24 protein-coding genes, 1 pseudogene and 1 riboswitch are annotated in these 25072 nt (G+C 59.9%); of the genes and pseudogenes, 9 read left to right on the forward strand and 16 right to left on the reverse strand.

All coding sequences use genetic code 11. From position 1 onward, the window contains the following. Positions 1–12: 12 nt before the first annotated feature. Together ACRRSD_RS26675 and ACRRSD_RS26680 are read right to left on the reverse strand one after the other, a co-directional pair. Positions 13–1056: an LLM class flavin-dependent oxidoreductase gene (locus ACRRSD_RS26675; RefSeq protein ID WP_435036274.1), complete on the reverse strand. Its 1044-nt coding sequence runs from the start codon at positions 1054–1056 to the stop codon at positions 13–15. A 159-nt stretch (positions 1057–1215) separates the two neighbouring features. Next, the gene (locus ACRRSD_RS26680) at positions 1216–1701 is read right to left on the reverse strand and encodes a flavin reductase family protein (RefSeq protein ID WP_016987069.1); all 486 of its coding nucleotides are present in this window, start codon (positions 1699–1701) and stop codon (positions 1216–1218) included. A 324-nt stretch (positions 1702–2025) separates the two neighbouring features. Here ACRRSD_RS26680 and ACRRSD_RS26685 point away from each other — a divergent pair, with 324 nt between their 5' ends. Continuing rightward, on the forward strand, positions 2026–3432 hold the full coding sequence (locus ACRRSD_RS26685; protein ID WP_435036275.1) for a purine-cytosine permease family protein: 1407 nt from the start codon (positions 2026–2028) through the stop codon (positions 3430–3432). Positions 3433–3682: 250 nt separating this feature from the next. After that, positions 3683–4783: a polyamine ABC transporter substrate-binding protein gene (locus tag ACRRSD_RS26690; RefSeq protein ID WP_435036276.1), complete on the forward strand. Its 1101-nt coding sequence runs from the start codon at positions 3683–3685 to the stop codon at positions 4781–4783. Positions 4784–4806: 23 nt separating this feature from the next. Here ACRRSD_RS26690 and ACRRSD_RS26695 read toward each other — a convergent pair. Both ACRRSD_RS26695 and ACRRSD_RS26700 read right to left on the reverse strand, forming a co-directional pair. Continuing rightward, positions 4807–4914, reverse strand: a pseudogene (locus ACRRSD_RS26695) (metal ABC transporter ATP-binding protein); the annotation flags it as partial. Next, on the reverse strand, positions 4907–5881 hold the full coding sequence (locus ACRRSD_RS26700; RefSeq protein ID WP_435036277.1) for a TerC family protein: 975 nt from the start codon (positions 5879–5881) through the stop codon (positions 4907–4909). The pseudogene ACRRSD_RS26695 and the gene ACRRSD_RS26700, both read right to left, overlap by 8 nt. A 163-nt stretch (positions 5882–6044) precedes the next feature. Here ACRRSD_RS26700 and ACRRSD_RS26705 point away from each other — a divergent pair, with 163 nt between their 5' ends. Further along, entirely contained in the window at positions 6045–6989 is a 945-nt protein-coding gene (locus tag ACRRSD_RS26705) for a Dyp-type peroxidase (protein ID WP_435036278.1), read from the forward strand. Here the strand turns inward: ACRRSD_RS26705 and ACRRSD_RS26710 are convergent, their stop codons facing one another. Beyond that, complete coding sequence (locus ACRRSD_RS26710; RefSeq protein ID WP_435036279.1) at positions 6990–7778, reverse strand: AraC family transcriptional regulator; 789 nt, start codon at positions 7776–7778, stop codon at positions 6990–6992. It lies immediately after the preceding gene. A gap of 84 nt (positions 7779–7862) precedes the next feature. On the opposite strand from ACRRSD_RS26710, the gene ACRRSD_RS26715 reads away from it, so the two are divergent. Then, a complete protein-coding gene (locus ACRRSD_RS26715; RefSeq protein ID WP_435036280.1) occupies positions 7863–8861 on the forward strand; it encodes a bile acid:sodium symporter family protein in 999 nt (332 codons plus the stop codon). Positions 8862–8939: 78 nt separating this feature from the next. Here ACRRSD_RS26715 and ACRRSD_RS26720 read toward each other — a convergent pair whose 3' ends face one another. Then, a complete protein-coding gene (locus ACRRSD_RS26720) occupies positions 8940–9545 on the reverse strand; it encodes a LuxR C-terminal-related transcriptional regulator (protein ID WP_435036281.1) in 606 nt (201 codons plus the stop codon). Positions 9546–9659: 114 nt separating this feature from the next. On the opposite strand from ACRRSD_RS26720, the gene ACRRSD_RS26725 reads away from it, so the two are divergent. Continuing rightward, the gene (locus ACRRSD_RS26725) at positions 9660–11288 is read left to right on the forward strand and encodes an ATP-binding response regulator (RefSeq protein ID WP_435036282.1); all 1629 of its coding nucleotides are present in this window, start codon (positions 9660–9662) and stop codon (positions 11286–11288) included. A gap of 116 nt (positions 11289–11404) precedes the next feature. Here the strand turns inward: ACRRSD_RS26725 and yecR are convergent, their stop codons facing one another. The 6 genes from yecR to ACRRSD_RS26755 all read right to left on the reverse strand — a co-directional run bounded on the left by yecR (position 11405) and on the right by ACRRSD_RS26755 (position 16080). Continuing rightward, entirely contained in the window at positions 11405–11713 is a 309-nt protein-coding gene (yecR, locus tag ACRRSD_RS26730) for a YecR family lipoprotein (RefSeq protein WP_016987091.1), read from the reverse strand. 32 nt (positions 11714–11745) lie between these two features. Beyond that, positions 11746–12060, reverse strand: coding sequence for a hypothetical protein (locus ACRRSD_RS26735; protein ID WP_016987092.1), 315 nt, complete (start codon positions 12058–12060; stop codon positions 11746–11748). Positions 12061–12294: 234 nt separating this feature from the next. Next, on the reverse strand, positions 12295–12726 hold the full coding sequence (locus tag ACRRSD_RS26740; RefSeq protein WP_435036283.1) for a hypothetical protein: 432 nt from the start codon (positions 12724–12726) through the stop codon (positions 12295–12297). A gap of 6 nt (positions 12727–12732) precedes the next feature. Then, positions 12733–12882: a hypothetical protein gene (locus ACRRSD_RS26745; RefSeq protein ID WP_435036284.1), complete on the reverse strand. Its 150-nt coding sequence runs from the start codon at positions 12880–12882 to the stop codon at positions 12733–12735. 652 nt (positions 12883–13534) lie between these two features. Further along, positions 13535–14707: a cystathionine gamma-synthase gene (locus ACRRSD_RS26750; protein ID WP_435036285.1), complete on the reverse strand. Its 1173-nt coding sequence runs from the start codon at positions 14705–14707 to the stop codon at positions 13535–13537. Next, positions 14704–16080: a pyridoxal-phosphate dependent enzyme gene (locus ACRRSD_RS26755; RefSeq protein ID WP_127926881.1), complete on the reverse strand. Its 1377-nt coding sequence runs from the start codon at positions 16078–16080 to the stop codon at positions 14704–14706. Before ACRRSD_RS26755 ends, ACRRSD_RS26750 begins: the two co-directional genes overlap by 4 nt. 423 nt (positions 16081–16503) lie before the next feature. Between ACRRSD_RS26755 and metE the strand changes: the two genes are divergently transcribed. Continuing rightward, a complete protein-coding gene (gene metE / locus ACRRSD_RS26760) occupies positions 16504–18792 on the forward strand; it encodes a 5-methyltetrahydropteroyltriglutamate--homocysteine S-methyltransferase (protein ID WP_435038548.1) in 2289 nt (762 codons plus the stop codon). Positions 18793–18996: 204 nt separating this feature from the next. Further along, entirely contained in the window at positions 18997–19548 is a 552-nt protein-coding gene (locus ACRRSD_RS26765) for a GNAT family N-acetyltransferase (RefSeq protein WP_435036286.1), read from the forward strand. Here ACRRSD_RS26765 and ACRRSD_RS26770 read toward each other — a convergent pair. From ACRRSD_RS26770 to ACRRSD_RS26785, 4 genes are all read right to left on the reverse strand, one after another. Beyond that, on the reverse strand, positions 19487–20251 hold the full coding sequence (locus ACRRSD_RS26770; protein WP_435036287.1) for an ABC transporter ATP-binding protein: 765 nt from the start codon (positions 20249–20251) through the stop codon (positions 19487–19489). The two genes, ACRRSD_RS26765 and ACRRSD_RS26770, sit on opposite strands and share 62 nt — an antisense overlap. Then, a complete protein-coding gene (locus tag ACRRSD_RS26775) occupies positions 20248–21252 on the reverse strand; it encodes a FecCD family ABC transporter permease (RefSeq protein ID WP_435038550.1) in 1005 nt (334 codons plus the stop codon). The genes ACRRSD_RS26770 and ACRRSD_RS26775 overlap by 4 nt, the downstream gene beginning before the upstream one ends. A gap of 8 nt (positions 21253–21260) precedes the next feature. Beyond that, entirely contained in the window at positions 21261–22274 is a 1014-nt protein-coding gene (locus ACRRSD_RS26780; RefSeq protein WP_435036288.1) for an ABC transporter substrate-binding protein, read from the reverse strand. Between the two features lie 144 nt (positions 22275–22418). Further along, positions 22419–22612, reverse strand: a riboswitch (cobalamin riboswitch). Between the two features lie 42 nt (positions 22613–22654). Then, on the reverse strand, positions 22655–23590 hold the full coding sequence (locus tag ACRRSD_RS26785; RefSeq protein WP_435036289.1) for a Ppx/GppA phosphatase family protein: 936 nt from the start codon (positions 23588–23590) through the stop codon (positions 22655–22657). A 400-nt stretch (positions 23591–23990) separates the two neighbouring features. On the opposite strand from ACRRSD_RS26785, the gene ACRRSD_RS26790 reads away from it, so the two are divergent. Both ACRRSD_RS26790 and map read left to right on the forward strand, forming a co-directional pair. Further along, complete coding sequence (locus ACRRSD_RS26790) at positions 23991–24218, forward strand: ParD-like family protein (protein WP_007918027.1); 228 nt, start codon at positions 23991–23993, stop codon at positions 24216–24218. After that, complete coding sequence (gene map / locus ACRRSD_RS26795) at positions 24215–25006, forward strand: type I methionyl aminopeptidase (RefSeq protein WP_435036290.1); 792 nt, start codon at positions 24215–24217, stop codon at positions 25004–25006. The genes ACRRSD_RS26790 and map overlap by 4 nt, the downstream gene beginning before the upstream one ends. Positions 25007–25072 lie beyond the last annotated feature (66 nt).

A 25072-nucleotide genomic window follows, 5' to 3' on the forward strand; every position in this document is an offset into this window, starting at 1 on the left:
TCAGAAGAAATCTCACCGAAACGCCGGCACCACATGCTTGATAAACAGCTCCAGCGATTTCTTCTTCTCCTCATGCGGCAAGCTGTTGTCACACCAGAAACTGAACTCATCCACGCCCAGTTCCTGGTAGTACTTGATCCGCGGAATGATCTCTTCCGGCGTACCAATCATCGCCGTCTTGTGCAGGCTCTCCAGTTCAAACTCCGGACGCCCAGCAAACTTCTCTTCCGGGCTCGGCGCGAGGAAACCATTGACCGGGGTTTGCTTGTTGCCGAACCACGCATCGAAGGTGCGATAGAAACGTGAGATCGCTTTTGCGCCAATTTTCCAACCGTCCGGGTCATCAGCGGTGTGCACGTGGGTGTGACGCAGCACCATCAATTGCGGGCGTGGCACGTCGGGGTTGTTATCCAGCGCGGTCTGGAATTTGTTCTTCAAATCGAGAACTTCTTCGTCGCCCTTCATCAGCGGCGTAACCATCACATTGCAGCCGTTGGCCACGGCGAAGTTGTGCGAGTCGGGGTCGCGGGCGGCGATCCACATTGGCGGGTTCGGCTGTTGGATCGGTTTCGGCACGCTGGTGGAGGTGGGGAATTTCCAGATGTCGCCGTCGTGGGCGTAGTCGCCTTGCCACAGGGCGCGGACCACCGGGACCATTTCGCGCAAGGCCTGGCCACCGCTGGAGGCAGGCATGCCGCCGGCCATGCGATCGAATTCAACCTGATAAGCGCCACGCGCCAGGCCGACTTCCATGCGACCGTTGCTGATGACGTCGAGCAACGCGCATTCACCGGCGACGCGCAACGGGTGCCAGAACGGCGCGATGATAGTGCCGGCGCCGAGGTGGATGGTGGTGGTCTTGGCGGCGAGGTAGGCGAGCAGTGGCATCGGGCTTGGCGAGATGGTGTATTCCATGGCGTGGTGTTCGCCGATCCACACGGTGCTGAAACCGCCGGCTTCGGCCATCAGGGTCAGTTCGGTGAGGTCTTCGAACAGTTGGCGGTGGCTGACGCTTTCGTCCCAGCGTTCCATGTGGATGAACAGGGAAAATTTCATGACGCTTCCTCGGATCTTTTGTTGTTGAGGCTACAAAAATCGGCGGGAGTGAGCGGTTCGCGATCGCACTGTGTCAGTCGCTTGCTGCGTCGCTTGTAACACTGCTTTCGCGAGCAGGCTCGCTCCCACATTTGATTTGCATAGGGCTGGAGGTTTTGATCAGGCCAGGACTGGCAGGGCGCCCATCTTGCCGTGGCAGTACACCAGCGGCCCGGCGATTTGCTCGGGGACGATCAGGTTCTTCACCGCGCCGACCATGATGGCGTGGTCGCCGCCTTCGTATTCGCGCCACAGCTCACATTCGATGATAGCTGTCGCGTTGGCCAGGATCGGGTTACCCAGTTCGCTCAAGGTCCACTCGATGCCTTGCGCCTTGTCCTTGCCTTTGCGGGCGAAGGCGTAGGCTTCGCTTTGCTGGCCGCCGGACAGAACGTGGATGGCAAAGCGCTTGTTCTTGATCAGCACCGGGTAGGAATCGGAGCTGTAGTTGGGGCAGAACAGCACCAGCGCCGGGTCCATCGACAGCGAGCTGAACGCGCTGGCAGTCAGGCCGACGATCTGCCCGTCATCGTCCAGGGTGGTGATAACAGTTACGCCGGACGGGAACGAGCCCATGACTTGTTTGTAGATGGCGGCATCGATCATTGGTCGGTCCTCGGGTGTGGTGCTGCTGTTTTTATGTGTTTGTTGGTCTGATGGTATACCAGTATTCAATCTTTGCAAGAGCTTTTAAGCTGAACCGATAAACGTGCCGCGTTCGTCGGAAACTCAGCATTTACGGGGCTTTCGGGTGGTCTGCAGACCACGGTTTCAGCGAGGATGGCGTATCAGCTGGCGTCGTAAACTACGGATCAGTCTTGTGAATTGTTTGGAATACCATAATATGGTCTGCATCTGAGGGGCGGCCAGAGAGTCCCCCCGGTTTGGCTTCATACAACGATAAGAACAGACAAACTCGAGTTCATGCATATGTCCCAGATGTCCCGGCAAGATCCGTTGATCGAGAACCATACGGTCGACTACGTCCCACTCGCGGAACGCCACGGGAAGGCCCGCGACCTATTCACCCTTTGGTTCAGCACCAACATTGCGCCACTGCCCATCGTCACCGGCGCCATGGTGGTTCAGGTGTTCCATCTCGATTTGCTCTGGGGGCTGCTGGCGATTGCGCTCGGGCACATGATCGGCGGCGTGGTGATCGCGCTGGCCTCGGCGCAAGGCCCGCGCATGGGCATTCCGCAAATGGTCCAGAGTCGCGGCCAGTTCGGGCGTTATGGCGCGCTGTTGATCGTGTTCTTCGCCGCGCTGATCTACATCGGTTTCTTCATTTCCAACATCGTGCTCGCCGGCAAATCCATCGTCGGCATTGCGCCATCGGTGCCGGCATCGCTGAGCATTCTGATCGGTGCGCTGGCGGCCACGGCGATCGGGGTGATCGGCTACAACTTCATTCACACGCTGAACCGCATCGGTACCTGGGTGATGGGCAGCGCGTTGCTGGCCGGGTTCATTTATATCTTTGCCCATGACTTGCCGGCGGACTTTCTCACTCGCGGCAGCTTCAACCTGTCCGGCTGGCTGGCGACGGTGTCGCTGGGGATTATCTGGCAGATCAGCTTTTCGCCGTACGTGTCCGATTATTCGCGTTACCTTCCGGCGGACATTGGCATTGCCAAGCCGTTCTGGGCGACCTATCTGGGCGCGACGCTGGGCACGATTCTGTCGTTCAGCTTTGGCGCGGTCGCCGTGCTGGCGACCCCGGAAGGCACTGAGGCGATGGTCGCGGTCAAGCAGTCGACCGGTTGGCTGGGGCCGATTCTGATGGTGCTGTTCCTGCTCAATATCATCAGCCACAACGCGCTGAATCTGTATGGCGCGGTGCTGTCGATCATCACCTCGATCCAGACATTTGCCAGCCAATGGACACCAAGCATCAAGGTGCGCGTCGTGCTCTCGAGCGTGGTGCTGGCCGGTTGCTGCGTGGTGGCACTGGGTGCGTCGGCGGATTTCATTTCCGAGTTCATCGGTTTGATTCTGGCACTGCTGTTGGTGCTGGTGCCGTGGGCGTCGATCAACCTGATCGACTTCTACCTGATCAAGCGCGGCTGCTACGACATCACCTCGATCTTCCGCGCCGATGGCGGGGTTTACGGGCGCTTCAACCTGCACGCAATCATTGCCTACTTCATCGGCATCATTGTGCAACTGCCATTTGCCAATACTTCGCTGTACGTCGGGCCTTATGCCAATCTGGTTGAGGGCGCGGACTTGTCCTGGCTGGTCGGCCTGGTGGTCACCGTGCCGTTGTATTACTGCCTGGCGACACGCGGCCAGACTCAGCAGAGCAGGGCGGCGCGGTTGGGTTACACCGACTGAACCGATCCGCTTCAGCACAATGCCCGGTCATTCGCCGGGCATTGTTGTTTCCGCATCCCGGCGGTCATTCAAATTGGCCACATCGATCCCCTTTTGGCCCATCCCCCACTGTGATCCGTCTACGCTGTCAGCAAGAATCAAAACCATAACCAGACGCTGAACCTTTTTTTACCCTTGGCTACCTTTACAGCCGCTGCCGTGTACAGAACATAAAAACCATCGAACTCACGCTGCCTTTTGGGGAATAACCATGGTCACGATGAAACGCATTCTGGGTGCCACTGTGTGTGGGCTGTCGCTGTTGGCCGGCGCCGTTCAGGCTGAGCAACGCGAACTGCGCGTGTACAACTGGGCGGATTACATCCTGCCGTCCGTGCCCAAGGATTTCGCCGCAAAAAGCGGCATCAAAGTGACCTGGGATACCTTCGACACCAACGAATCACTGGAAGCCAAACTGCTGACCGGCAACTCCGGCTACGACCTGGTGGTGCCGTCGAACCAGTTCCTCGAAACGCAGATCAAGGCTGGCGTGTTTCAGAAGCTGGATAAATCGAAACTGCCGAACTGGAGCCACCAGGATCCGGAGCTGTTGAAACTGCTGGGCAAGAACGATCCGGGCAACCAGTACGGCGTCCCCTACATGGTCGGCACCGTGTTGATCGGCTTCAACCCGGCCAAAGTCAAAGCGGCACTGGGCGACAACGCGCCGGTGGACAGCTGGGATCTGGTGTTCAAACCGGAGAACATGGAAAAGCTCAAATCCTGCGGTGTAGCGATGCTTGATTCGCCGACGGAAATCCTGCCGCTGGCCCTGCATTACCTGGGCCTCGATCCGAACAGCCAGAACCCCGGCGATTATGAAAAGGCCAAGGAGTTGATGCTCAAGGTTCGCCCGTATGTGACCTATTTCAACTCGGCCAAATACATGACCGACATCGCCAACGGTGACATCTGCGTGGCCATCGGTTACTCCGGCAGCTTCTACCAGTTCGGCAATCGCGCCAAAGAGGCGAAAAACGGCGTAGTGGTCGACTGGCGCTTGCCGAAGGAAGGCGCGCCGATCTGGTTCGACACCTTCGCGATTCCGAAGAGCGCGAAAAACGTCGAGGAAGCGCATGAGTTCCTCAACAACCTGCTCGACCCGAAAGTCATCGCACCGATCAGTGACTTCCTCGGTTACCCGAATGCGAACAAGGACTCGTTGGCGCTGATCAACAAGGAAATCACCGGCAACCCGAACCTGACGCCAACACCTGAAGCACTGAAAAACCTCTACGTCGTGCAGCCATTGCCGCAGAAGCTTGAGCGTGTGCGGACACGGGTGTGGACCAGCATCAAGTCCGATAAGTAACCACCACCGCAATCCAAATGTGGGAGCGAGCCTGCTCGCGAAAGGGGAGTGTCATTCAACTTCGATGTTGACTGGTCCGACGCCTTCGCGAGCAGGCTCGCTCCCACAGGGTTTTGTGCGGTGTCATTCAGTGCTGCGTTCGCTCTCTCTGGTGGTCACCAGACTCAGCAAAACCGAACTCAGGATGACCCCACCCACTACCGCCAGCGACCACTCCACCGGCATGTGCAACCACGGCATCAACACCATTTTGCCGCCGATAAACACCAGCACAATCGCCAGCCCATACTTGAGCAAATGAAAGCGGTCGGCCATGTCCGCCAGCAGGAAATACAACGCGCGCAATCCCATGATCGCGAAGATGTTCGAAGTGAACACAATGAACGGATCAGTCGTCACCGCAAAGATCGCCGGGATGCTGTCGACCGCGAACATCAGGTCACTGGCCTCGATCAGCACCAGCACCAGAAACATCGGGGTTGCCCAGCGCACGCCGTTCTGCAGGACGAAAAAGCGTTCGCCATGAAAGCTGCTGGTGATGCGCATATGCCCGCGCACCCAGCGCAGCAGTGGATTCTTGTCCAGATCCGGCTGGTGGTCGGCAAACACCAGCATCTTGATCCCGGTGAAGATCAGGAACACGCCGAACGCATACAGCAGCCATTCGAACTGCGACACCAGCCACACCCCGGCAAAAATCATCACCGCGCGCATCACGGTCGCCCCGAGCACGCCGTACAACAGCACTCGGCGCTGCAACTCGGGTGGCACGGCGAAGTAGCTGAAGATCATCACAAAGACGAACATGTTGTCGATCGACAGTGACTGCTCGATCAGATAACCGGTGAGGAATTCGAAGGTTTTCTGCCGGGCAATGTCAGCGCCGAACGCGCCGTGCAAATACCACCAGAGCAGGGCGGCGAAACTCAGTGCCAGCAAGCACCAGGCGATGACCCAGGACAAGGCTTCGCGCACTGACACCCGATGCGCCTTGCGCCCACCGAATACAAACAGGTCCAATGCAAGCATGGCCAGCACGAAGACGATGAAGGCGCCCCACATCCACGGTTCGCCGATATTGATGTTTGTGGCAGGCATGTCACGCTCCCTGTCTATTCTAAATTGGGGTCAGACGAGGCCATGCTAGCGACGGTTTTGCGGCAAAGAAAAATCGTTTATTTCTGCGCAACAGTTCGATAAAAACGAACTATCCGCCCTCGTTAACAGCTCGGGCACTTTTTACGGAGCAATGTTTTCAACGATGAATACCGACATTCTCGAACCTCAAGCGGTGTGCAGTCCGATCACCAGCAGCGCGATTTTCATCGTCGCGACGCTGAATGCCGGGGCTGAAGCCGCGCAAACCGTCAAAGACTGGTGCGGCGATGTTGCCGGGCTGGTGCGTTCGGTTGGCAAGCGCGTACCGACAGGCAATCTGACGTGCATCTGCGGTTTTTCCTCGAACGCCTGGGATCGTCTGTTTGGCAATCCCCGCCCGGCGTCGCTGCACGGTTTTCGCGAATTTGGCGGGGAAGGGCGGCACGCTCCGGCAACGCCCGGTGATCTGCTGCTGCACATTCGCGCCGATCAAATGGACCTGTGTTTTGAACTGGCCACGCAAATCATGGCGGTTCTCGGCGATGCGGTGACCGTGGTCGACGAAGTACAGGGTTTCCGCTATTTCGATATGCGCAGCATCATCGGTTTCGTCGACGGCACGGAAAACCCGGTCGGGCGCAAAGCGGTCAACTTCACTATTGTCGGTGACGAAGACCCGGGCTTCAGCGGCGGCAGTTACGTGCTGGTGCAGAAATACCTGCACAACATGACCGCGTGGAACGGCTTGAGCGTTGAAGCTCAGGAGCGTGTCATCGGTCGCACGAAGCTGTCCGATATCGAACTGGATGACGCGGTCAAACCGAGCAACTCGCACAGCGCTCTGACCACCATCACCAACGCAGCCGGCGAGGAAGTGAAGATCCTCCGAGACAACATGCCTTTCGGCCGGCCGGGGGCAGGGGAGTTCGGCACGTTCTTCATCGGTTACGCGCGCTCGCCCGAGCCGATGGAACAAATGCTGGAAAACATGTTTGTCGGCAAGCCGCCGGGTAACTATGACAAGTTGCTGGATTTCAGCACGGCGGTTACCGGCAGCCTGTATTTCGTGCCGTCGGCGGATTTGCTGGAAGAACTGGCGGATCGCTGATCAGCGAAAAAACTCACCCGGCGTTTCCCCGAACTGTTGGCGAAACGCCGCAATAAAAGCTGACGTCGAGTCGTAACCACAGGCCAGCGCAACATCGGTGACGCGCTCACCTTTTTCCAGCGGTGTCAGCGCGCCGAGCAGGCGCAAGCGCTGGCGCCAGGCGCGGAAGGTCAGGCCAGTGTCGCGCAGAAACAGGCGCGTGAGGGTCTTTTCGGTGACGCCGAACTTCTCGCTCCAGTGGCTCAGCGTGGTCTGCTGTTCCGGGTGTTGTTCAAGGCTCTGGTAGATCTGCTTCAAGCGGGGGTCTTGCGGCAGCGGCAGCATCAGGTCGATCTGCGGCGCCTCGGCCAGTTGATCGAGGATCACTTGGGCGAGGCGTCCATGCGGGCCGCTCTGGTCGTACTCCACCGGAACCTGACTGAACGCGCGGATCAGTTCCCTGAGCAGATCGCTGACACCGAGCACATGACAGCGCTCGAGCGCCCACCCGGCAACGCTGCAATCGATGTACAGGCTGCGCATTTCCGTGTGCGGCGAGCTGAATACCCGATGCGGCACGCCCGCTGGAATCCACACGGCGCGCTCCGGCGGGGCGACAAAGCGGCCGGCGCTGGTCTGGATTTCCAGCACACCCTGAATCGCGTAGGACAACTGCACCCACGGGTGGCTGTGGCGCCGGGTCAGGGCGCGATTGGGCAGCGATTCGGTGCGCCCGTAGAGTGGGCGCGGCAGGCTGGGTAGCCCGGGAATGCTGCGACGCACGCTTTTGTCATGTCCTTTAGGCGGCATCTCGTGGCCCTTCGGCGTTAGTCGGTAATCCGCAGCCACGTTAGAGTCGTCGGCACGCCCTGGCAACCCCCGGATGAACCGACCATGACTCGCCCACGTTTTTTGCCTGACAACTTCACTCTGACGCTGATTGGCGTTGTGCTGCTGGCCAGTTTCCTGCCGGCCAGCGGCCAGGTCGCCGTCGGGTTCGGCTGGCTGACCAACATCGCCATCGCGCTGCTGTTTTTCCTGCACGGCGCCAAACTGTCCCGCGAATCGATCATCGCCGGTGCCGGTCACTGGCGCCTGCACTTGCTGGTGTTCGGCCTGACGTTTGTCCTTTTCCCGTTACTGGGCCTGGCGCTGAAACCGCTGCTGTCACCACTGATCGGCGACAAGCTGTACATGGGCATGCTCTACCTGTGTGCGCTGCCGGCCACGGTGCAGTCGGCAATTGCCTTCACCTCGCTGGCGCGGGGCAATATTCCGGCGGCCATTTGCAGCGCGGCGGCATCGAGCCTGTTCGGGATTTTTCTCACGCCGCTGTTGGTGACGTTGTTGCTCAACGTGCACGGTGACGGCGGCTCAACCCTTGATGCGATCCTGAAAATCAGCGTGCAATTACTGCTGCCATTCATTGCCGGGCAGATCGCCCGGCGCTGGATCGGCGCGTGGGTCGGGCGCAACAAGAACTGGCTGAAGTTCGTTGATCAGGGGTCGATTCTGTTGGTGGTTTACGGCGCGTTCAGTGAGGCGGTCAACGAAGGCATCTGGCATCAGATTCCGCTGTTCGAATTACTCGGGCTGGTAGTGGTCTGCTGCATCCTGCTGGCGCTGGTACTGCTGGCGTCGACGCTGTTGGGCAAAGCCTTTGGCTTCAGCCAGGAAGACCGCATCACCATTTTGTTCTGCGGCTCGAAAAAGAGTCTGGCCACTGGTGTGCCGATGGCACAGGTGTTGTTTGCCGGCAGCACGATTGGCGTGCTGATCCTGCCGTTGATGCTGTTCCATCAGATTCAATTGATGGTGTGTGCGGTGCTGGCCCAGCGTTATGCGAAACGCCCGGAATCTGTGCCGGAGCTGATGGCGCAAGTCGATCCGTAACCCGACATCCCATGTAGGAGCTGCCGCAACTGCGATCTTTTGAATACAAACTCAAACGATCGCAGTCTGCGGCAGCTCCTACACAGTTCCCGTGTATTTCACGGCGGCAGCTGCCCGTGAAGGCACGTTCAACGTGCGCAACAACGAGGACACATGAATCCGCACCGTAAACGGTGAAATATCCAGTTCACGGGCGATTTCCTTGTTGGTCTTGCCTTGGGCGATCAAGCGCAGCACGTCTTGCTGACGGGGCGTGAGGGCGGTGCCGGTTTCCAGCGGCAGCAGGCCTGACGGCGCGAACTTCACCAGCACCTCACCTTCACGAATCGCCAGAATCGCCTGACCGATTTCGTCCGGGGCGATGTTCTTGCCGATAAAGCCGTCAACGCCGACGGCCATGACTTCGCTGATCAACGCCTTATCATCCACCATCGACACCACGATCAGCGTGGTCCGCGGCAAGCGCTGGCGCAGCCCGGCGAGCTGGCTGACGCAGGTCAATCCGGGGAAACGCAGATCAAGCATCAGCGTGTCGGGCTCTTCACCCGAGAGTAGCAGCGTCAGCACCGTGTCGAGGTCGCCGGCTTCGTCGATGACGGCTGCGGGGAGCAGACGCTGCACCGTGCGCAGCATTGCCTCGCGAAACAGCGGGTGATCGTCGGCTATGATAATTCGGCATGTCATGGCATGACCCTCCCTGGGTCAGGCGTTACTCAAGGCTTGCACCTTAACACCGGGTGCAAATGTTGCCTGTAGGCTGCTTCTGAATCTGACGAATACCGCACAAGGACGTTTCCCGTGAAGTTCGAGAAAAACACCGAACTGGACCAGGCCAATCTGCGCATTATCATCGCCGCGATTGCCGTGGTTTACATGCTCGTCCTCGGTTTTTTGCCAGGACAGCGCTTCGATACCTATTTGCCCGTGGTCACTTACATCGGCCTGTTTCTGCTGGCCTCGATTGTGCTGCGCCAAGCGATTGTGCGTTGGCCCGGGCATTACCCGGCGCGGCGGATCTTCGCCATGATCCACGACTACACCGGCACCTGCTTTGGGCTGGTGGTCGGTGGTGAGGCGGCGTTGCCGCTGTACGCGGTGATCGTCTGGGTCAACCTTGGCAACGGCATGCGCTATGGCTCGCGGTATCTGGCGATTGCCACGGCGCTGGCGTTGCTGTCGCTGCTGTGTGTCTATCGGCTGACACCGGTGTGGCAGGCGCAACCGTTCATGGTGTTGATGCTGATGATCACCAGCACGGTGATTCCGTTTTATGCGCATTTGTTGCTGGAGCGCACGCGCAAGGCCTCTGAGGAGGCGGTCGCGGCGAATCTGGAAAAGTCGCGCTTTCTTGCCCAGGCCAGTCATGATCTGCGCCAGCCGATTCACTCCATCGGTCTGTTTACTGCGTGTCTGCGGGAGTCGCGCCTGGGCGACGAGGAGCGACGCCTGGTCGACAACATCGACCGTTCGTTGCTCAACGTCTCGCAGCTGTTCCGCTCGATACTCGATCTGTACACCCTCGACAACGGGCGAGTACTGCCCAAACTGCAAACCTTCAATCTGGGTGAATGGCTGGCAGAGCTGATTGGTCAGAACGCCGAAGCGGCACGTTGGGCGGGCGTGGAGCTGCGCTTGCGTCCCTGTGACTATTGGGTGCGCAGCGATCCGGCCTTGCTCGCGACCATGGTGCAGAACGTGCTTTCCAACTGCTTCAAATACGGTGCGCATCGGCCGGTTTTGATCGGCGTGCGTCGGCGCGGAGCTGGGCTGGCCATGGTGATTTGTGACCGCGGCAACGGTATCGCCGAAGAGCATCTGGCCAAGGTCTTCGAGGAGTTTTATCGGGTGCGGCAAGTCCGTGACAAAGACGTCGAAGGCGTAGGGCTGGGGCTGTCGATCGTCAAGCGTCTGGGTGAGTTGATCGGTGTCGGGGTTGCTTTGCGTTCGCAGCTTGGGCGCGGAACGGCGGTGACCTTGTGCGGATTGCCGATCGCCGCACCGCCCTCGTTAACAGTCACCCGCGATGACGCGCGACAGGCCGGTTTGCTGACCGGGCTGAAAGTGTGTCTGGTGGAGGACGACCGCAATGTGCTGTTGGCGACGTCAGCGTTGCTGGAGCGCTGGGGCTGTGTGGTACAGGCGGAGGTGACCGCTGTGGATCTGGTTACCGACTGCGACATCATCGTCGCTGACTATGACCTTGGTACCCACGCTACCGGGATCGAATGCATCGATCATGTGCGCAGGCAAAGGGGCAGGGCGGTGCCGGCGATGATCATCACCGGGCATGACGTCGAAAGAATCCAGGCGGCGTTGCACGACCGCCAGATTGCCATTTTGTCCAAACCGGTGCGCCCGGCCGAACTGCGCGCGACCTTGCGAGCCCTGCGCGATCGCCAGCCCGAACCCACCGAAAATGCCTTGTAGATGTCCATGGGTCTGTAGGCGCTGCGGCACGCTGCGATCTTTTTATGTTGATGAGAAGAGCAAGATCAAAAGATCGCAGCCTCGTTGCACTCGGCAGCTCCTACAGGGTCAAGCGTCTAGCGTTTGCACAGGTAATCCTGGGTGATGGTGGTTTGCAGGCAGTTGTACTGCCCCATGGTGCGGCAGATGTTTTTCTCGGAGCCGGTGACCTCGGCGTTTTTGTAGCCCCAGGTCTTGCAGCGTTGGGCGGCGACGGTCAGGCCTTGTTCGGCGCTGGTCTGGCCGCTTTCGAATTGGCCCAGTTCATAGGAGACCTGGACGACGCCATCGTTTTTGCTGCCACCAGTGGCTTCCCATTGTTTTGGTGTGGCGCAGCCAGTCAGGAAAAGGGCGCTGAGGGTGAGTGTCGCGATCAAGATTTTCATGAGTAAACGGAGTCCTTTACCGGGCGGAGAAGTTATTGCAGCGGGATTGGCGAAGCGCCTTTCGGCAGGCACGACAGCGGCGGCGACATCATGCCCATGCTCGCCACGGCGATAATTACGCCGCTGGGCAATTCACAGTTGTATTCCCCGGCCGGGGTGTACGCGGTGTAATAGGTGAGGGTGCTGTCGTTGCGGATGTTGTCGATTTTCGACACCGGTTTACCGATCACCGTTTGCGCGCGTTCTTTCATGCTCGCTTCAGTGGGTTTGACGGTCTGGCAGCCGGCCACGCCGAGTAGCATCGCGCCGACCACGGCGATCTTGCAGAGGTTTGTATGGAGTTTCATGGTGTGTCTTCCTTGGTGTTGTTCTGATTTCCAGGCACAACGATCCCGCACGCTGCGAACAGGCAACGTTGAGGAACATCGGGGGTTGCGGGGGAATATAACGCCAGGTGGCAGGGCGGTCGATTAGCACAAATGTGCTAGTGCGGCGCTCAACAGGCAGCTCGCTAAAACCGCCTGTTGTGCCGAAGGAGGATTATTGTGGACTGTTGAACTGGTCGGAATAGCTGCCAGTCATCAATGCTGAGGCAACGCGATCAGAACCAACGCCGACACGCGAATAGGCAACCCGGTTGACGCCGGTACGATCGGCGCCATCAGAAGCCAGCGCACCTGCACCAACATGATCGGCGCCATCAGAGGCGACTGCGCCAGCACCAACATGATCGGCGCCGTCAGAGGCGACTGCGCCAGCACCAACATGATCGGCGCCATCAGAGGCGACTGCGCCAGCACCAACATGATCGGCGCCATCAGAGGCGACTGCGCCAGCACCAACATGATCGGCGCCATCAGAGGCGACTGCGCCAGCACCAACATGATCGGCGCCATCAGAGGCGACTGCGCCAGCACCAACATGATCGGCGCCATCAGAGGCGACTGCGCCTGCACCGACATGATCGGCACCATCAGAGGCGACTGCGCCTGCACCGACATGATCAGCGCCATCAGAAGCTACGGCCCCCGCACCAACATGATCAGCACCATCAGAAGCCACCGCGCCTGCACCGACGTGATCAGCGCCGTCGGAAGCCACTGCGCCTGCACCCACATGATCAGCACCATCCGAAGCAACCGCTCCGGCACCCACATGATCCGATCCATCGGACGCCAACGCCTGCGGCTGCGCCGCCCAGACATTAGGCACCACCACGGTCGCCACGACCGCCAGAAGCACGCCTGACAACAGCTTGTGTTTCATAGTTTTCTCCACGCCCCGGCAGCCACAAAGGGATAAGGCATCGTCCGTCGCGCATTGGCTAGCGCCACGACTCATTTGGCTGGGGTCAGTCTGGTTGGCGAAAGGCACGGGCACACCGTCAGGCGTGCGGGTGTCGACAGAGTCATGATCAAACTGATTGAGTATAGATCGCGATTGCGCGCCGGGATGGCGGGTGATCGACGGGCGTTAGGCGCTTCTCTTCCTGCCCGACTGGGGCAAAGCTCAAATCAGTCTAAAAACACTGACCCGCCTCGGGTGAGCCTTTGCTAGTCTCAAAGATGTAGGCGAAGACGCAGACTGATGCGCAATCGGATAGCAAGGGGGCGTGGGGCGCGCTCCGAAAGGTACACGGTTAGAAAGATCTCCGCGCTGAGATCCAGCCCTTATGCCGTGTGAAGCAGCCGAGGCCGTACCCTTTTCAATTTGGCCCGGTACTGTGGGAAGCCCGATAAACCTTGTAAGCCAGAGACCAGCACTGGCCGCCTGCTCGAACACCAAAGCCCGCTTCGTGCGGGCTTTGTCGTTCCTGCCAGGTCAGATCGATTTGAGCGCCTGCGCCAGATCGGCGCGCAGGTCTTCGACGTCTTCGACGCCCACCGACAGACGCACCAGACCATCGCCGATCCCCAGTTTTGCGCGGGTTTCAGCAGGAATGGTCGCATGGGTCATGATCGCCGGATGCTCGATCAGGCTCTCCACGCCGCCGAGACTTTCCGCCAGGGCGAAGATCTTCACGTTCTCGAGAAAACGCCGCGCACCGTCGAGGTCACTGTTCAGGTCTACGGAAATCATCCCGCCAAAACCACGCATCTGGCGCTTGGCCAACTCATGCTGCGGATGCGAGGTCAGCCCCGGGTAGTAGACACGTTTGACCTGCGGCTGCTGCTCCAGCCACTGCGCCAGATCCAGCGCATTGCTGCAATGACGCTCCATGCGCAGTGCCAGGGTTTTCACCCCGCGCAAGGTCAGGAATGCATCGAACGGCCCGGCAATCGCGCCGACCGCGTTCTGCAAAAAGCCCAGTTTCTCGGCCAGTTCTTCGTTTTGCCCAACCACGGCGATACCGCCAATCACGTCGGAGTGACCGTTGAGGTATTTGGTGGTCGAGTGCAGCACGATGTCGAAACCCAGCTCCAGCGGCCGCTGGATATACGGGCTGGCAAAGGTGTTGTCGGCCACACAGATAATCCCGCGCGCCCGGCAGATGCGCGCAATGGCCGCCAGATCCGACAGACTCAGCAGCGGGTTGGTCGGCGTCTCGACCATGACCATGCGCGTGTCGTCCTGCAACGACGCTTCGAATGCCGACAGATCGGCCAGATCAACGAAGCTGAAACGGTGCCCGGCACTGCGCTGACGGACCTTGTCGAACAGGCGGAAGGTGCCGCCGTACAAGTCATTGCCAGAGACAATGTGCGAGCCGGCATCGAGCAATTCCAGCACGGTCGAAATCGCCGCCAGACCGGAAGCGAACGCGAATGCACGGGTGCCGCCCTCAAGATCCGCCACGCAACGTTCCAGGGCAAAACGCGTCGGGTTGTGCGAGCGTCCGTAATCGAAACCCTTGTGTACGCCGGGGCTCTCTTGCAGGTACGTGGAGTTGGCGTAGATCGGCGGCATCAGCGCACCGGTGGTCGGGTCCGGCGTCTGCCCGGCGTGAATCACCCGGGTCGCGAAGCCTTGGGAATTGTCGTCGTGCTGACTCATGCGAGGGATCTCCGTAATTGATTGAGCATGTCGGTGCGGGTGATCAGGCCATGGAAGCCCGATGCATCGGCAATGATCGCGACGAGGCCACGGCTGAGCACTGCTTCCAGTTCAGAAAGGCTGGCACCGGGTGCAAGGGTTTGCAGCTTGTCGGTCATCACGCTGGACACCGATTGGCTGAAGCGGGCGGCATCTTCGTGCACCGGCAGGAGGATGTCCGACTCGTCGATCACGCCGACCAGTTGCTTGCCTTCCACCAGCACTGGCAATTGCGAGACATCGGCCAGGCGCATGCGCTGGAACGCGGTCAGCAGGGTGTCGTCAGGGCCGACGCTGATTACGCGGCCGTCCTCGAAACGCCGGGCGATGAGGTCACGCAGGTCACCGTAACCCTTGCGCTGCAACAGGCCTTGGTCGGTCATCCACTGGTCGTTGTAGACCTTCGACAGATAGCGCGTACCGGTGTCGCAGACAAAACTCACCACGCGCTTCGGCTCGGTCTGTTCGCGGCAATAACGCAGCGCCGCCGCGAGCAGGGTGCCGGTCGACGAGCCGCCGAGAATACCCTCGGCCTTGAGTAACTGGCGGGCGTGATCGAAGCTTTCTTCGTCGCTGATGGAATAGGCGTGGCGCACGCTGGAGAGGTCGGTGATCGACGGAATGAAGTCTTCGCCGATGCCTTCCACCGCCCATGAGCCGGGCGTCGGCAGCGAGCCGTCGCGGCTGTATTGGGCCATCACCGAACCGACCGGATCGGCGAGGACCATTTCCAGATCCGGCTGCACGCGTTTGAAGAAGCGGCTCAGGCCCGTCAGCGTGCCGGCCGAGCCGACACCGACAACGATGGCATCCAGGTCATGTTCGGTCTGCGCCCAGATTTCCGGCGCGGTGCTGCATTCATGGGCCAGAGGGTTGGCCGGGTTGTTGAACTGATCAGCGAAGAACGCGCCGGGAATGTCTTTCGCCAGACGAGCGGCGACATCCTGGTAATACTCGGGATGGCCCTTGCCGACGTCGGAGCGGGTGATGTGCACCTCGGCGCCCATGGCCTTCAAGTGCAGGACTTTCTCGGTGGACATTTTGTCCGGCACCACCAGCACCACGCGATAGCCTTTGGCGCGGCCAACCAGTGCCAGACCCAGGCCGGTGTTGCCGGCGGTGGCTTCGACGATGGTGCCGCCGGGTTGCAGGCGACCATCACGCTCGGCGGCGTCGATCATCGCCAGACCGATGCGGTCCTTGATCGAGCCCCCGGGGTTCTGCGATTCGAGTTTGAGAAACAGCGTGCAAGGCCCGGTGTCGAAGCGGGTGACTTGCACAAGCGGAGTATTGCCGATCAGCCCAAGTACGGCAGGGCGTGATTCCTTTGACATTTCTTCACCTCTGGGTGGTGTTGATCGCGTTCCAATCGCGGGGAAAAGACTCGCGTGCAACATAGGCTCAGACATCAGCTGTCGCAACCTTTAGTCGGTCGCCAATTCAGCCATTTCGATCTAACGATAGATCGAAATCAAAGACTTGCCGGGGCGGGTTCGGGGGCGTTTACACAGAGGCGTCATCGAGTTTTCAAAGGGCGTCTTCATGGCGACGAACAGCTTGAATTGACGAGAAATTTCCTGCCGCAAAAACCGCTCAACCGTCGTCCGCGCTGTCAACTCTGCAGCGTTTTCAGGTGAAGTATTGCGATTATTTGATCATGAGGGAAACTTGTGTTGATCAAGATTAAAATGAGTTTGTCTCACTAACGCCCGATCCCGACAATGGCCGCCATCAACAAGACATTGGAGTTGTTTGTTATGGCACTGGCCCATTCCCTTGGATTTCCGCGCATCGGTCGCGACCGCGAACTGAAGAAAGCGCAAGAGGCGTTCTGGAAAGGAGAACTGAACGAGGCCGGTCTGCGTGAAGTCGGTCGCGAGCTGCGCAAGGCCCACTGGGACTTGCAGAAGAACGCCGGCATCGAGCTGCTCCCGGTTGGCGATTTCGCCTGGTACGACCAGGTCCTGACGCACTCGCTGATGTTCGGTGTGATCCCGGAGCGTTTCCGTCCGCATGACGGCAAAGCCAGTCTGCAGACCCTGTTCGGCATGGCCCGTGGCGTCAGCGATAGTTGCTGCGGCGGTGCGCACGCACAGGAAATGACCAAGTGGTTCGACACCAACTATCACTATCTGGTCCCGGAATTCAGTGCTGATCAACGGTTTCAGCTGGGCTGGGAGCAATTGTTCGAAGAGGTCGAAGAAGCCCGCGCCCTCGGTCACAACGTCAAACCGATGATCATCGGTCCGCTGACGTATCTGTGGCTGGGCAAGGCCAAAGGTGCGGAGTTCGACAAACTGGAGTTGCTCGATCGCTTGCTGCCGCTTTATGGGCAGATCTTCGCACGCCTTGCTGCTCAAGGTGTCGAGTGGGTGCAGATCGACGAGCCGATTCTGGTGCTCGACTTGCCGCAGGAATGGAAGAACGCTTTCGAGCGTGCCTACAACCAGATCCAGCGTGATCCGCTGAAGAAACTCCTCGCGACTTACTTTGGTGGTCTGGAAGAGAACCTCGGTCTGGCGGCGAACCTGCCCGTCGATGGTTTGCACATTGATCTGGTACGCGCACCGGAGCAGTACCCGACCATTCTTGATCGTCTGCCGGCTTACAAAGTGTTGTCTTTGGGCGTGGTCAACGGCCGTAACGTCTGGCGCTGCGATCTGGAGAACGCCTTGGCGACATTGCGCCATGCCCATGAGCGTCTGGGTGAGCGTCTGTGGGTCGCGCCGTCCTGCTCGCTGCTGCACAGCCCGGTAGATCTGGGCCGTGAAGACAAGCTTGATGCCGAATTGAAAAGCTGGCTGGCCTTCGCTGTGCAGAAGTGCGAAGAAGTCGCGGTTCTGGCGCATGCCGTCAATGAGCCCGAAGCGCCGAAAGTGCTGCTTGCCCTGACCGAAAGCCGTTTGGTGCAGGCTGCGCGTGCCGCTTCGCCGCGCATTCACAATCCTGCTGTTCAGGCCCGTGTGGCCGCAATCACTGCCAAGGACAGCCAGCGTCAGTCGCTGTTTACCCAGCGCATCGCCAAGCAGCGCGCCGGCCTCGATCTGCCGCTGTTCCCGACCACGACAATCGGTTCGTTCCCGCAAACCGCATCGATCCGTCTCGCTCGTCAGTCGTTCAAACAAGGCAGGCTGACCGAAGCCGAATACACCGAAGCCATGCACAGCGAAATCCGCCACGCGGTGGAGATCCAGGAACGTCTGGGCCTCGATGTGCTGGTGCACGGTGAAGCCGAGCGCAACGACATGGTCGAGTACTTTGCCGAGCAACTCGATGGCTATGTGTTCACGCGCTGTGGCTGGGTGCAGAGTTACGGTTCGCGTTGCGTCAAACCGGCGGTGATCTTCGGCGACCTCAGCCGCCCGAAAGCCATGACCGTCGAGTGGATCCGCTACGCGCAAGGCCTGACCGACAAGGTCATGAAAGGCATGCTGACCGGCCCGGTGACCATGCTGATGTGGTCGTTCCCCCGTGAAGACGTGAGCCGCGAAGTGCAGGCCCGGCAACTGGCGCTGGCGATCCGCGACGAAGTGGTCGATCTGGAAGCTGCCGGGATCAAGATCGTGCAGATCGACGAAGCGGCGTTCCGTGAAGGTCTGCCGTTGCGTCAGGCGCAGTGGCAGCACTATCTGGATTGGGCGACCGAGGTGTTCCGTCTGTGTGCCTCGGGTGTGCGCGACGAAACGCAGATCCACACGCACATGTGCTACAGCGAGTTCAATGATGTGATCGAGTCCATCGCGGCGATGGACGCCGACGTGATCACCATCGAGACTTCTCGGTCGGACATGGAGCTGCTGGGTGCCTTCGAAGCCTTCGCTTATCCGAACGAAATCGGCCCGGGCGTCTACGACATCCACTCGCCACGCATCCCGGATGCGTCGGAAATGGCAAATCTGCTGCGCAAGGCGGCCAAGCGTATTCCGGCCGAACGCCTGTGGGTCAACCCGGATTGCGGTTTGAAAACCCGTGGCTGGCCGGAGACCGAAGCGGCGCTGGTGCACATGGTCACCGCCGCCCGCCAACTGCGCAAAGAACTGGCATAACGCTCAGGTTGGATGAAGTACAAAACCTGTGGGAGCGAGCCTGCTCGCGAAAGCGTCCTGTCAGTCAACATCAATGTTGGATGATCTGCCGCCTTCGCGAGCAGGCTCGCTCCCACAGGGTTTTGTGCAAGTCATGAGATTGGATGGCTTCGCGGGACCTGTTGTTGCTACTGTGGCCAGCCGCAGTCCAGGCGCTCTCGCTACATGAAACATCAACCCGTTATCCAAGCTGTTTCCGACGCCGATATTCCTGACGTTCTGGATTTTGTCTTAAAGGCCCGTGCCGAGCTTTTGCCCAAGCTCAGCGCGGCTGGCATGCCCGATGATCTGGCGCGGTTTGCCGAAGTTTATCTTCACGGGGCAGGGCGCTTTCTGATCGCTCGTCACGAAGGGCAGATTGTCGCCTCAATCGGCTATCTCCCTTACGACCGACGTTTCCCGCACTTGCCCTATCCGGACCTTGAAGTGGTGGAAATCGTCCGCCTGTTTGTCCTGCCATCGCAGCGCCGCTCAGGGCTGGCCGGCGCCCTGTATCGATCACTCAAAGACCTGGCACTCGCCGACGGGGTCGAGGTGATTTATCTGCACACTCATCCGTTTTTACCGGGCGCCATCGCGTTCTGGCAGCGGCAGGGTTTCGAGATTATTGACGTCGACGCTGACCCGGTTTGGCAGACGACACATATGCACGCCGTCATGAATGGAATCGAAGAATCTGCGCCCCATCAAACGGGTCCGTCAGGTAGTGCGCCTTGACTCCGAAAGTCTCCTGTAACCGCTGCGGTGTCAGCACCTCCAGCGGCGCGCCCAACGCCACCAGCCGCCCGCGCTCCAGCACCGCCAGACGATCACACTTCAACGCCTGATTGAGATCATGCAAGGCGATCAGCGTGGTCACCGGCAACGCCTGCACCACGTTGAGAATGGTCAATTGATGCTGAATGTCGAGGTGGTTGGCCGGTTCGTCCAGCAACAGGATTTGCGGTCGCTGGGCCAGGGCCCGGGCGATATGCACTCGCTGCCGCTCACCGCCCGACAGGCTGCGCCAAAGACGCGTGCGCAGGTGCATGGCGTCTACATCGGTGAGCGCTTGCTGGATGATCGTGTCGTCTGCCTGCGACCACGGTTGCAGCGCCGACAGCCAAGGCGTGCGCCCCAGCGCCACAGCGTCGAACACGCGAATGCCGTCATCGGTGTCGGCTTGTTGTTCGACCACCGCCAGCTTCTGCGCAATGCTGCGCCGGGCCATTTTGCCGAGACGAAGACCTTCGAGCAGCACCTCGCCGGCGCTCGGTTCGCGCAACCCCGCCAGCAACTTCAACAGGGTGGATTTGCCCGAGCCATTCGGTCCGACGATGCCCAGCGTCTCGCCGCGCTGAACCTCAAGACTCACACCGTTGAGCAACTCGGCGCCGCGCACTTTGAAGCTCAGACCAGAACAACTCAAAACACTGTTCATCGTGCGGACCTGCGGCCAACCAGAATCAAGGCGAACACCGGCGCCCCGACCAGTGCGGTAATCACCCCGACCGGAATTACCTGGCCCTTGATCAACGTGCGCGACAACACATCGGCGGCAATCAGAAACACTGCGCCGCCCAATGCGCTGGCCGGCAACAAGCGTGCATGCCCGGTGCCGAGCAACAGACGCGCGGCGTGGGGAATCACCAGCCCGACAAAGCCGATCGAACCGACAATCGACACCATCACCGCCGTCACCAGCGCCGCGCAGCCAATCAGCAGAATCTGCACGCGCCGCACCGGAATGCCGAGAGACGCCGCCGAATCTGCGCCAAAGGTAAACGCATCCAGCGCCCGCCGATGCCATAGGCACACGACCAGTCCCAGCACGGCAACCGGCACTGCCAGCCACACCGATGGCCAGCGCACGCCACCGAGATTGCCCAGCAGCCAGAACATGATCCCGCGTGCCTGTTCGGAGCTGGCCGAGCGAGTAATCAGAAACGCCGTCAGCGCATTGAATAACTGCGAACCGGCGATCCCCGCAAGAATGATCTGCCCGGTGCCGCTGGCCGAACCGCTGACCCGCGCCAGCACAATTACCAGCACGAACGCCGTGACTGCGCCGGCAAATGCGCCGACTGACAACGAGATGATCCCGGCGCCAACACCCAGCAGCGCCACCATTACCGCCCCGGTCGAAGCCCCGGCAGAAATCCCCAGCAGATACGGATCGGCCAGTGGATTACGCAGCAGCGACTGCAAAATCACTCCGCACGTCGCCAGACCGGCACCGCATGCGGCCGCGACCAGTGCGCGGGTCAGGCGGTAGTTCCAGACGATGCCTTCGTCGATAGGATCCAGCGCGTACCCGGCGCCCCACAATTTGTTCGCCAGCACTTGCACGACCACGCCCGGATCAATCGAGGTTTCACCGATGGCCACGCCGGCGATCACTGCAATCAACAATGTCGCCAAGGCCAGTAATGTGCGGATCAGGCTGGCACTCATTGCGACAGGTCAAAGCCGTTGAGGGCGGTGGCCAGTTGCTCGATGCCATCGAACATGCGCAGGCTGGCCTGCATGGCCATGGCGTCAAGAATGATGATGCGGTTGTGTTTCACCGCGTCCATGTTGCGGGTCACCGGGTCGCTGCGCAGAAAGGCGAGTTTCTTTTCATAGTCGTCAGCGGGGAAGCGACGGCGGTCCATACGCGCGATCACAAGGAACGTCGGATTGGCTTTGGCGATGGTTTCCCAGCCGACCGTTGGCCACTCTTCATCCGACTCCACCACGTTGCGCACGCCGAGGGTGTTGAGCATGAAATCGGGAACGCCTTTGTGCCCGGCCACGAACGGCTCGATGTCCATTTGTGCGCTGGAGAACCACACCAGCGCGCTGGCGTCCTTCAGTTGTTTGCCTTGGGCGGTGACAATCGACTTGGCGAGGCTGGCCTTGAGTTGATCGTTGAGTTGCTGACCACGCTCCTGCACATCGAAGATCTGCGCCAGTTGGCTCACGCTTTTGTAAATCGTCTCGATGCGAAACGGCGCCAGTCGCGTGCCATCCGCGCCGACAAGGTTGTCCTTGGCTTCGCAATCGGAAGGCAGCAGATAGGTCGGAATCTTCAGCTCATGAAACTGCTCGCGAGTGCCCACCGCACCTTGCGGGCCGACCATCCATTCCAGCTCCACGGCGACCAGTTCCGGGCGCTTGCCGATCACCGATTCGAAACTCGGTTCGTTATCGGCCAGACGCTCGATCTTGTCGTTCTGCGCCTTGTATTTATCCAGCACGTTGTTGAACCACAGCGAAGTGCCGACGACTTTGTCACCCAGGCCCATGGCGTAGAGCATTTCCGTGCCGGCCTGGCCGATGGTCACCGTGCGCTTCGGTGCGTGCTGGAAGGTCAGGGTGCTGCCGCAGTTTTCGATCGTCAGCGGATAGGCCGTCGGGGCCGCCTGCGCCATGGCGCAAAGGCTCAGGCCGGTGATAAGGGTGGCGATGCGGGGCAGCAGCATGGGGCAGTCTCCAGGGGAACCGTACGGGAGCGGGAGAGTACGGATCGGAAACACACCATCGAACGCGGTCAGGGAAACTGCGCAAGGCCGGTCATCAAAAGAAGAAGTACACGGCACGATGTCCTTCCCGGACACCCCGCCGGTTAGTCAGTCACTGTGCCGGCAGGTCTCCTGACTGATGCGTCATCGCCTGGCTCCGGCCTTCCCGGGGTTCACCCAGTGGCAGTTATGGAGCAGGCTCGGCACCTACAGTTGCGGGGGCAGTTCCGATCGATGCTGTGCAAGCACCTCGGATTCCCTATTAATCCCGTTTGGAAACCGGCGGCGGCATGGTAGTCGATCGCGCCGCTGAAGGGGAGACGAATCTGTCATGGCGAGAATCAGTGCTGGCTCATCAAACCGTGCAAGACGCCTAAACGCAGGCCCGGTTCGGAGGGCAGCATTTGCGCAATGCCGAACACTTTGAACGCCGCCAGCATCAACACCAGCCCACCAGGCAGAATGCTCTGGCGATGGGGTTGCAGGCCGGCGAGCTTGAGCTGTTGCACGTTGTTCACTTTCAGCAGAAGTAACGACAGGCGCAGCAGGCCGCCGTAGGTGATGCCGTCCTGGCCGAAGTCGTTGAGGCGATTGGCCTTGAGCACTTTGGCCAGCATGCGTGCGGTGCCGGAGGAGCCAATGGTTTGCTGCCAGCCCTGCGCACGATAGCGTCGGGCAACTTTTTCAAACTGCAGAATGGCGAAACGTTCGGCCTCCTGCAGCGCGCCGGCGGACACATCACCGCCGCGAAAGAATCGCGTGCTCAAAGTGCCGCTGCCGATGGCGATGCTTTCGGTGAGCAACGGTTGTGAGCCTTGGCCGAGGATCAGTTCGGTGGAACCGCCGCCGATATCGACCACCAAGCGCATGTCTTCGGCGCTGGGCAAAGCATGGGTCACGCCGGCGTAGACCAGTCGCGCCTCTTCATGGCCGCAGATGACATCAATGGGAAAGCCCAGATGCCGCTCGGCACTGGCCAGAAACAGCTGCGCGTTGTCCGCCTCGCGCACTGCACTGGTCGCCACCGCACGCACTCGGCCAGCCTCGAAACCGCGCAGCTTCTTGCCGAATCGCGCCAATGCCTGCCAGCCGCGATCCAGTGCCAGTGCATCCAGCGCACCGCCATCAAAGCCTTCGGCAAGCCGCACCGGTTCGCGCAAGGTTTTCACTTCCTGAATCTGCAAGCCCTTTCGACTGCGCACCGACTGGCCGATCAGCAGGCGAAAGGCATTCGAACCCAGGTCGATGGCAGCAAACAGCGAGGCGTCGTCTTTCATGGGAATCCCTGCAGAACGTCCGTCGCAAGGCTCAAGACGGTTTGCGAGGATTCTGCCGTGATCTTGATGACATCCTGATGACGGGGGGCGGGGCGGTTGAATGAATGTGCGGCTGTCATGACACTGTCATTATCCGGCGTCTATGCTGAGGCCAATACATCGCGTGTTCTTAAAGTTTTTGCTGCCAGTTTTGGCAGCTTTTTTTTGCCCGCGATTTGGCTGTTGATCGTTCCCGCGCTCCGCGTGGGAATGCCTGTTGGGACGCTCCGCGTCGAGTGACGCGGAGCGTCACGGGCTGCATTCCTACGCGGAGCGTGGGAACGATCAGCCTGTGTGTTTGCAATTTTGGTGGGGGCTTGGCTAATATACGATCCATATACACATTGTATCGGATTCATATATGGGTATCGTAAAGATTTCAGAGGACATGCACGAGAACCTGCGCATCTCCAGCAACGCGCTCAGCCGCTCGATCAACGCGCAGGCTGAACACTGGATGCGCATCGGCATGCTCGCCGAACTGCACCCCAACCTCGATCACAGCGCCATTTGCCGCTTGCTGATCCGCGCCGAACAGAACGGCGGGCTGGATCTGCAACAACTGACTCAGGAAGCCGTCAGCGCATGAGAAACCAGATCAAGATCAACACCCCGGCCGACATCGCCCAATCGCGCGCTGCCGGCAAACTCGCTGCTGAAGTGCTGGCGATGCTGGTGCCACACGTCAAGGCCGGCGTGACCACTGATCAGCTCGATCAGCTGTGCAATGACTACATCGTCAACGTGCAGAAAGCGGTGCCGGCCAACGTTGGCTATCACGGTTTTCCGAAAACCGTCTGCGCGTCGGTCAACGATGTGGTCTGCCACGGGATTCCGTCGGGCACACCGCTGAAAGATGGTGACATCGTCAACCTCGACATCGCGGTGATCAAGGATGGCTGGTTCGGCGACACCAGCCGTATGTACGTGGTCGGCGAGGCGACGCCTGAAGCGCAGCACCTGATCAAGACCACCTACGAGGCGATGTGCGCGGGCATCCGCGTGGTGAAACCGGGCGCGACGTTGGGTGATATCGGCCATGCGATCCAGAGCCTGGCGGAGAAGGAAGGCTTCAGCGTGGTGCGCGAGTACTGCGGGCACGGGATCGGCAAGGTCTATCACGATGAGCCGCAGATTCTGCATTACGGCTTTCCCGATCAGGGGATGAAGCTCAAGGCCGGGATGATTTTTACCGTGGAGCCGATGCTCAATGCCGGCAAGCGTCATGTGAAAAACATGCCGGATGGCTGGACCGTGCTGACCAAGGACGGCTCATTGTCGGCGCAGTGGGAGCATATGGTGGCGGTGACGGAGACGGGGTTTGAAATTCTCACCGCCTGGCCGGATGAGATAGAAGGCTACCGCGCTATTGTCTGAAACCGCGTCGACTGGTTCCCTCACCCTAGCCCTCTCCCGGAGGGAGAGGGGACTGACCGGGTTGTT

Origin of the sequence: Pseudomonas neuropathica (assembly GCF_051174785.1) — a bacterium.
Classification (GTDB): Bacteria; Pseudomonadota; Gammaproteobacteria; order Pseudomonadales; family Pseudomonadaceae; genus Aquipseudomonas; species Aquipseudomonas neuropathica_A.

Coding starts and splice junctions, on each gene's coding strand:
- ACRRSD_RS26770 (WP_435036287.1), bottom strand. CDS start 20,251: ATGAACAGTGTTTTGAGTTGTTCTGGTCTGAGCTTCAAAGTGCGCGGC.
- ACRRSD_RS26685 (WP_435036275.1), top strand. CDS start 2,026: ATGTCCCAGATGTCCCGGCAAGATCCGTTGATCGAGAACCATACGGTC.
- ACRRSD_RS26710 (WP_435036279.1), bottom strand. CDS start 7,778: ATGCCGCCTAAAGGACATGACAAAAGCGTGCGTCGCAGCATTCCCGGG.
- ACRRSD_RS26790 (WP_007918027.1), top strand. CDS start 23,991: ATGGGTATCGTAAAGATTTCAGAGGACATGCACGAGAACCTGCGCATC.
- ACRRSD_RS26785 (WP_435036289.1), bottom strand. CDS start 23,590: ATGAAAGACGACGCCTCGCTGTTTGCTGCCATCGACCTGGGTTCGAAT.
- metE (WP_435038548.1), top strand. CDS start 16,504: ATGGCACTGGCCCATTCCCTTGGATTTCCGCGCATCGGTCGCGACCGC.
- yecR (WP_016987091.1), bottom strand. CDS start 11,713: ATGAAAATCTTGATCGCGACACTCACCCTCAGCGCCCTTTTCCTGACT.
- ACRRSD_RS26745 (WP_435036284.1), bottom strand. CDS start 12,882: ATGGATCGGATCATGTGGGTGCCGGAGCGGTTGCTTCGGATGGTGCTG.
- ACRRSD_RS26750 (WP_435036285.1), bottom strand. CDS start 14,707: ATGAGTCAGCACGACGACAATTCCCAAGGCTTCGCGACCCGGGTGATT.
- ACRRSD_RS26735 (WP_016987092.1), bottom strand. CDS start 12,060: ATGAAACTCCATACAAACCTCTGCAAGATCGCCGTGGTCGGCGCGATG.
- ACRRSD_RS26780 (WP_435036288.1), bottom strand. CDS start 22,274: ATGCTGCTGCCCCGCATCGCCACCCTTATCACCGGCCTGAGCCTTTGC.
- ACRRSD_RS26755 (WP_127926881.1), bottom strand. CDS start 16,080: ATGTCAAAGGAATCACGCCCTGCCGTACTTGGGCTGATCGGCAATACT.
- ACRRSD_RS26680 (WP_016987069.1), bottom strand. CDS start 1,701: ATGATCGATGCCGCCATCTACAAACAAGTCATGGGCTCGTTCCCGTCC.
- ACRRSD_RS26740 (WP_435036283.1), bottom strand. CDS start 12,726: ATGGCGCTGATCATGTCGGTGCAGGCGCAGTCGCCTCTGATGGTGCCG.
- ACRRSD_RS26675 (WP_435036274.1), bottom strand. CDS start 1,056: ATGAAATTTTCCCTGTTCATCCACATGGAACGCTGGGACGAAAGCGTC.
- ACRRSD_RS26720 (WP_435036281.1), bottom strand. CDS start 9,545: ATGACATGCCGAATTATCATAGCCGACGATCACCCGCTGTTTCGCGAG.
- ACRRSD_RS26705 (WP_435036278.1), top strand. CDS start 6,045: ATGAATACCGACATTCTCGAACCTCAAGCGGTGTGCAGTCCGATCACC.
- ACRRSD_RS26690 (WP_435036276.1), top strand. CDS start 3,683: ATGGTCACGATGAAACGCATTCTGGGTGCCACTGTGTGTGGGCTGTCG.
- map (WP_435036290.1), top strand. CDS start 24,215: ATGAGAAACCAGATCAAGATCAACACCCCGGCCGACATCGCCCAATCG.
- ACRRSD_RS26700 (WP_435036277.1), bottom strand. CDS start 5,881: ATGCCTGCCACAAACATCAATATCGGCGAACCGTGGATGTGGGGCGCC.
- ACRRSD_RS26715 (WP_435036280.1), top strand. CDS start 7,863: ATGACTCGCCCACGTTTTTTGCCTGACAACTTCACTCTGACGCTGATT.
- ACRRSD_RS26765 (WP_435036286.1), top strand. CDS start 18,997: ATGAAACATCAACCCGTTATCCAAGCTGTTTCCGACGCCGATATTCCT.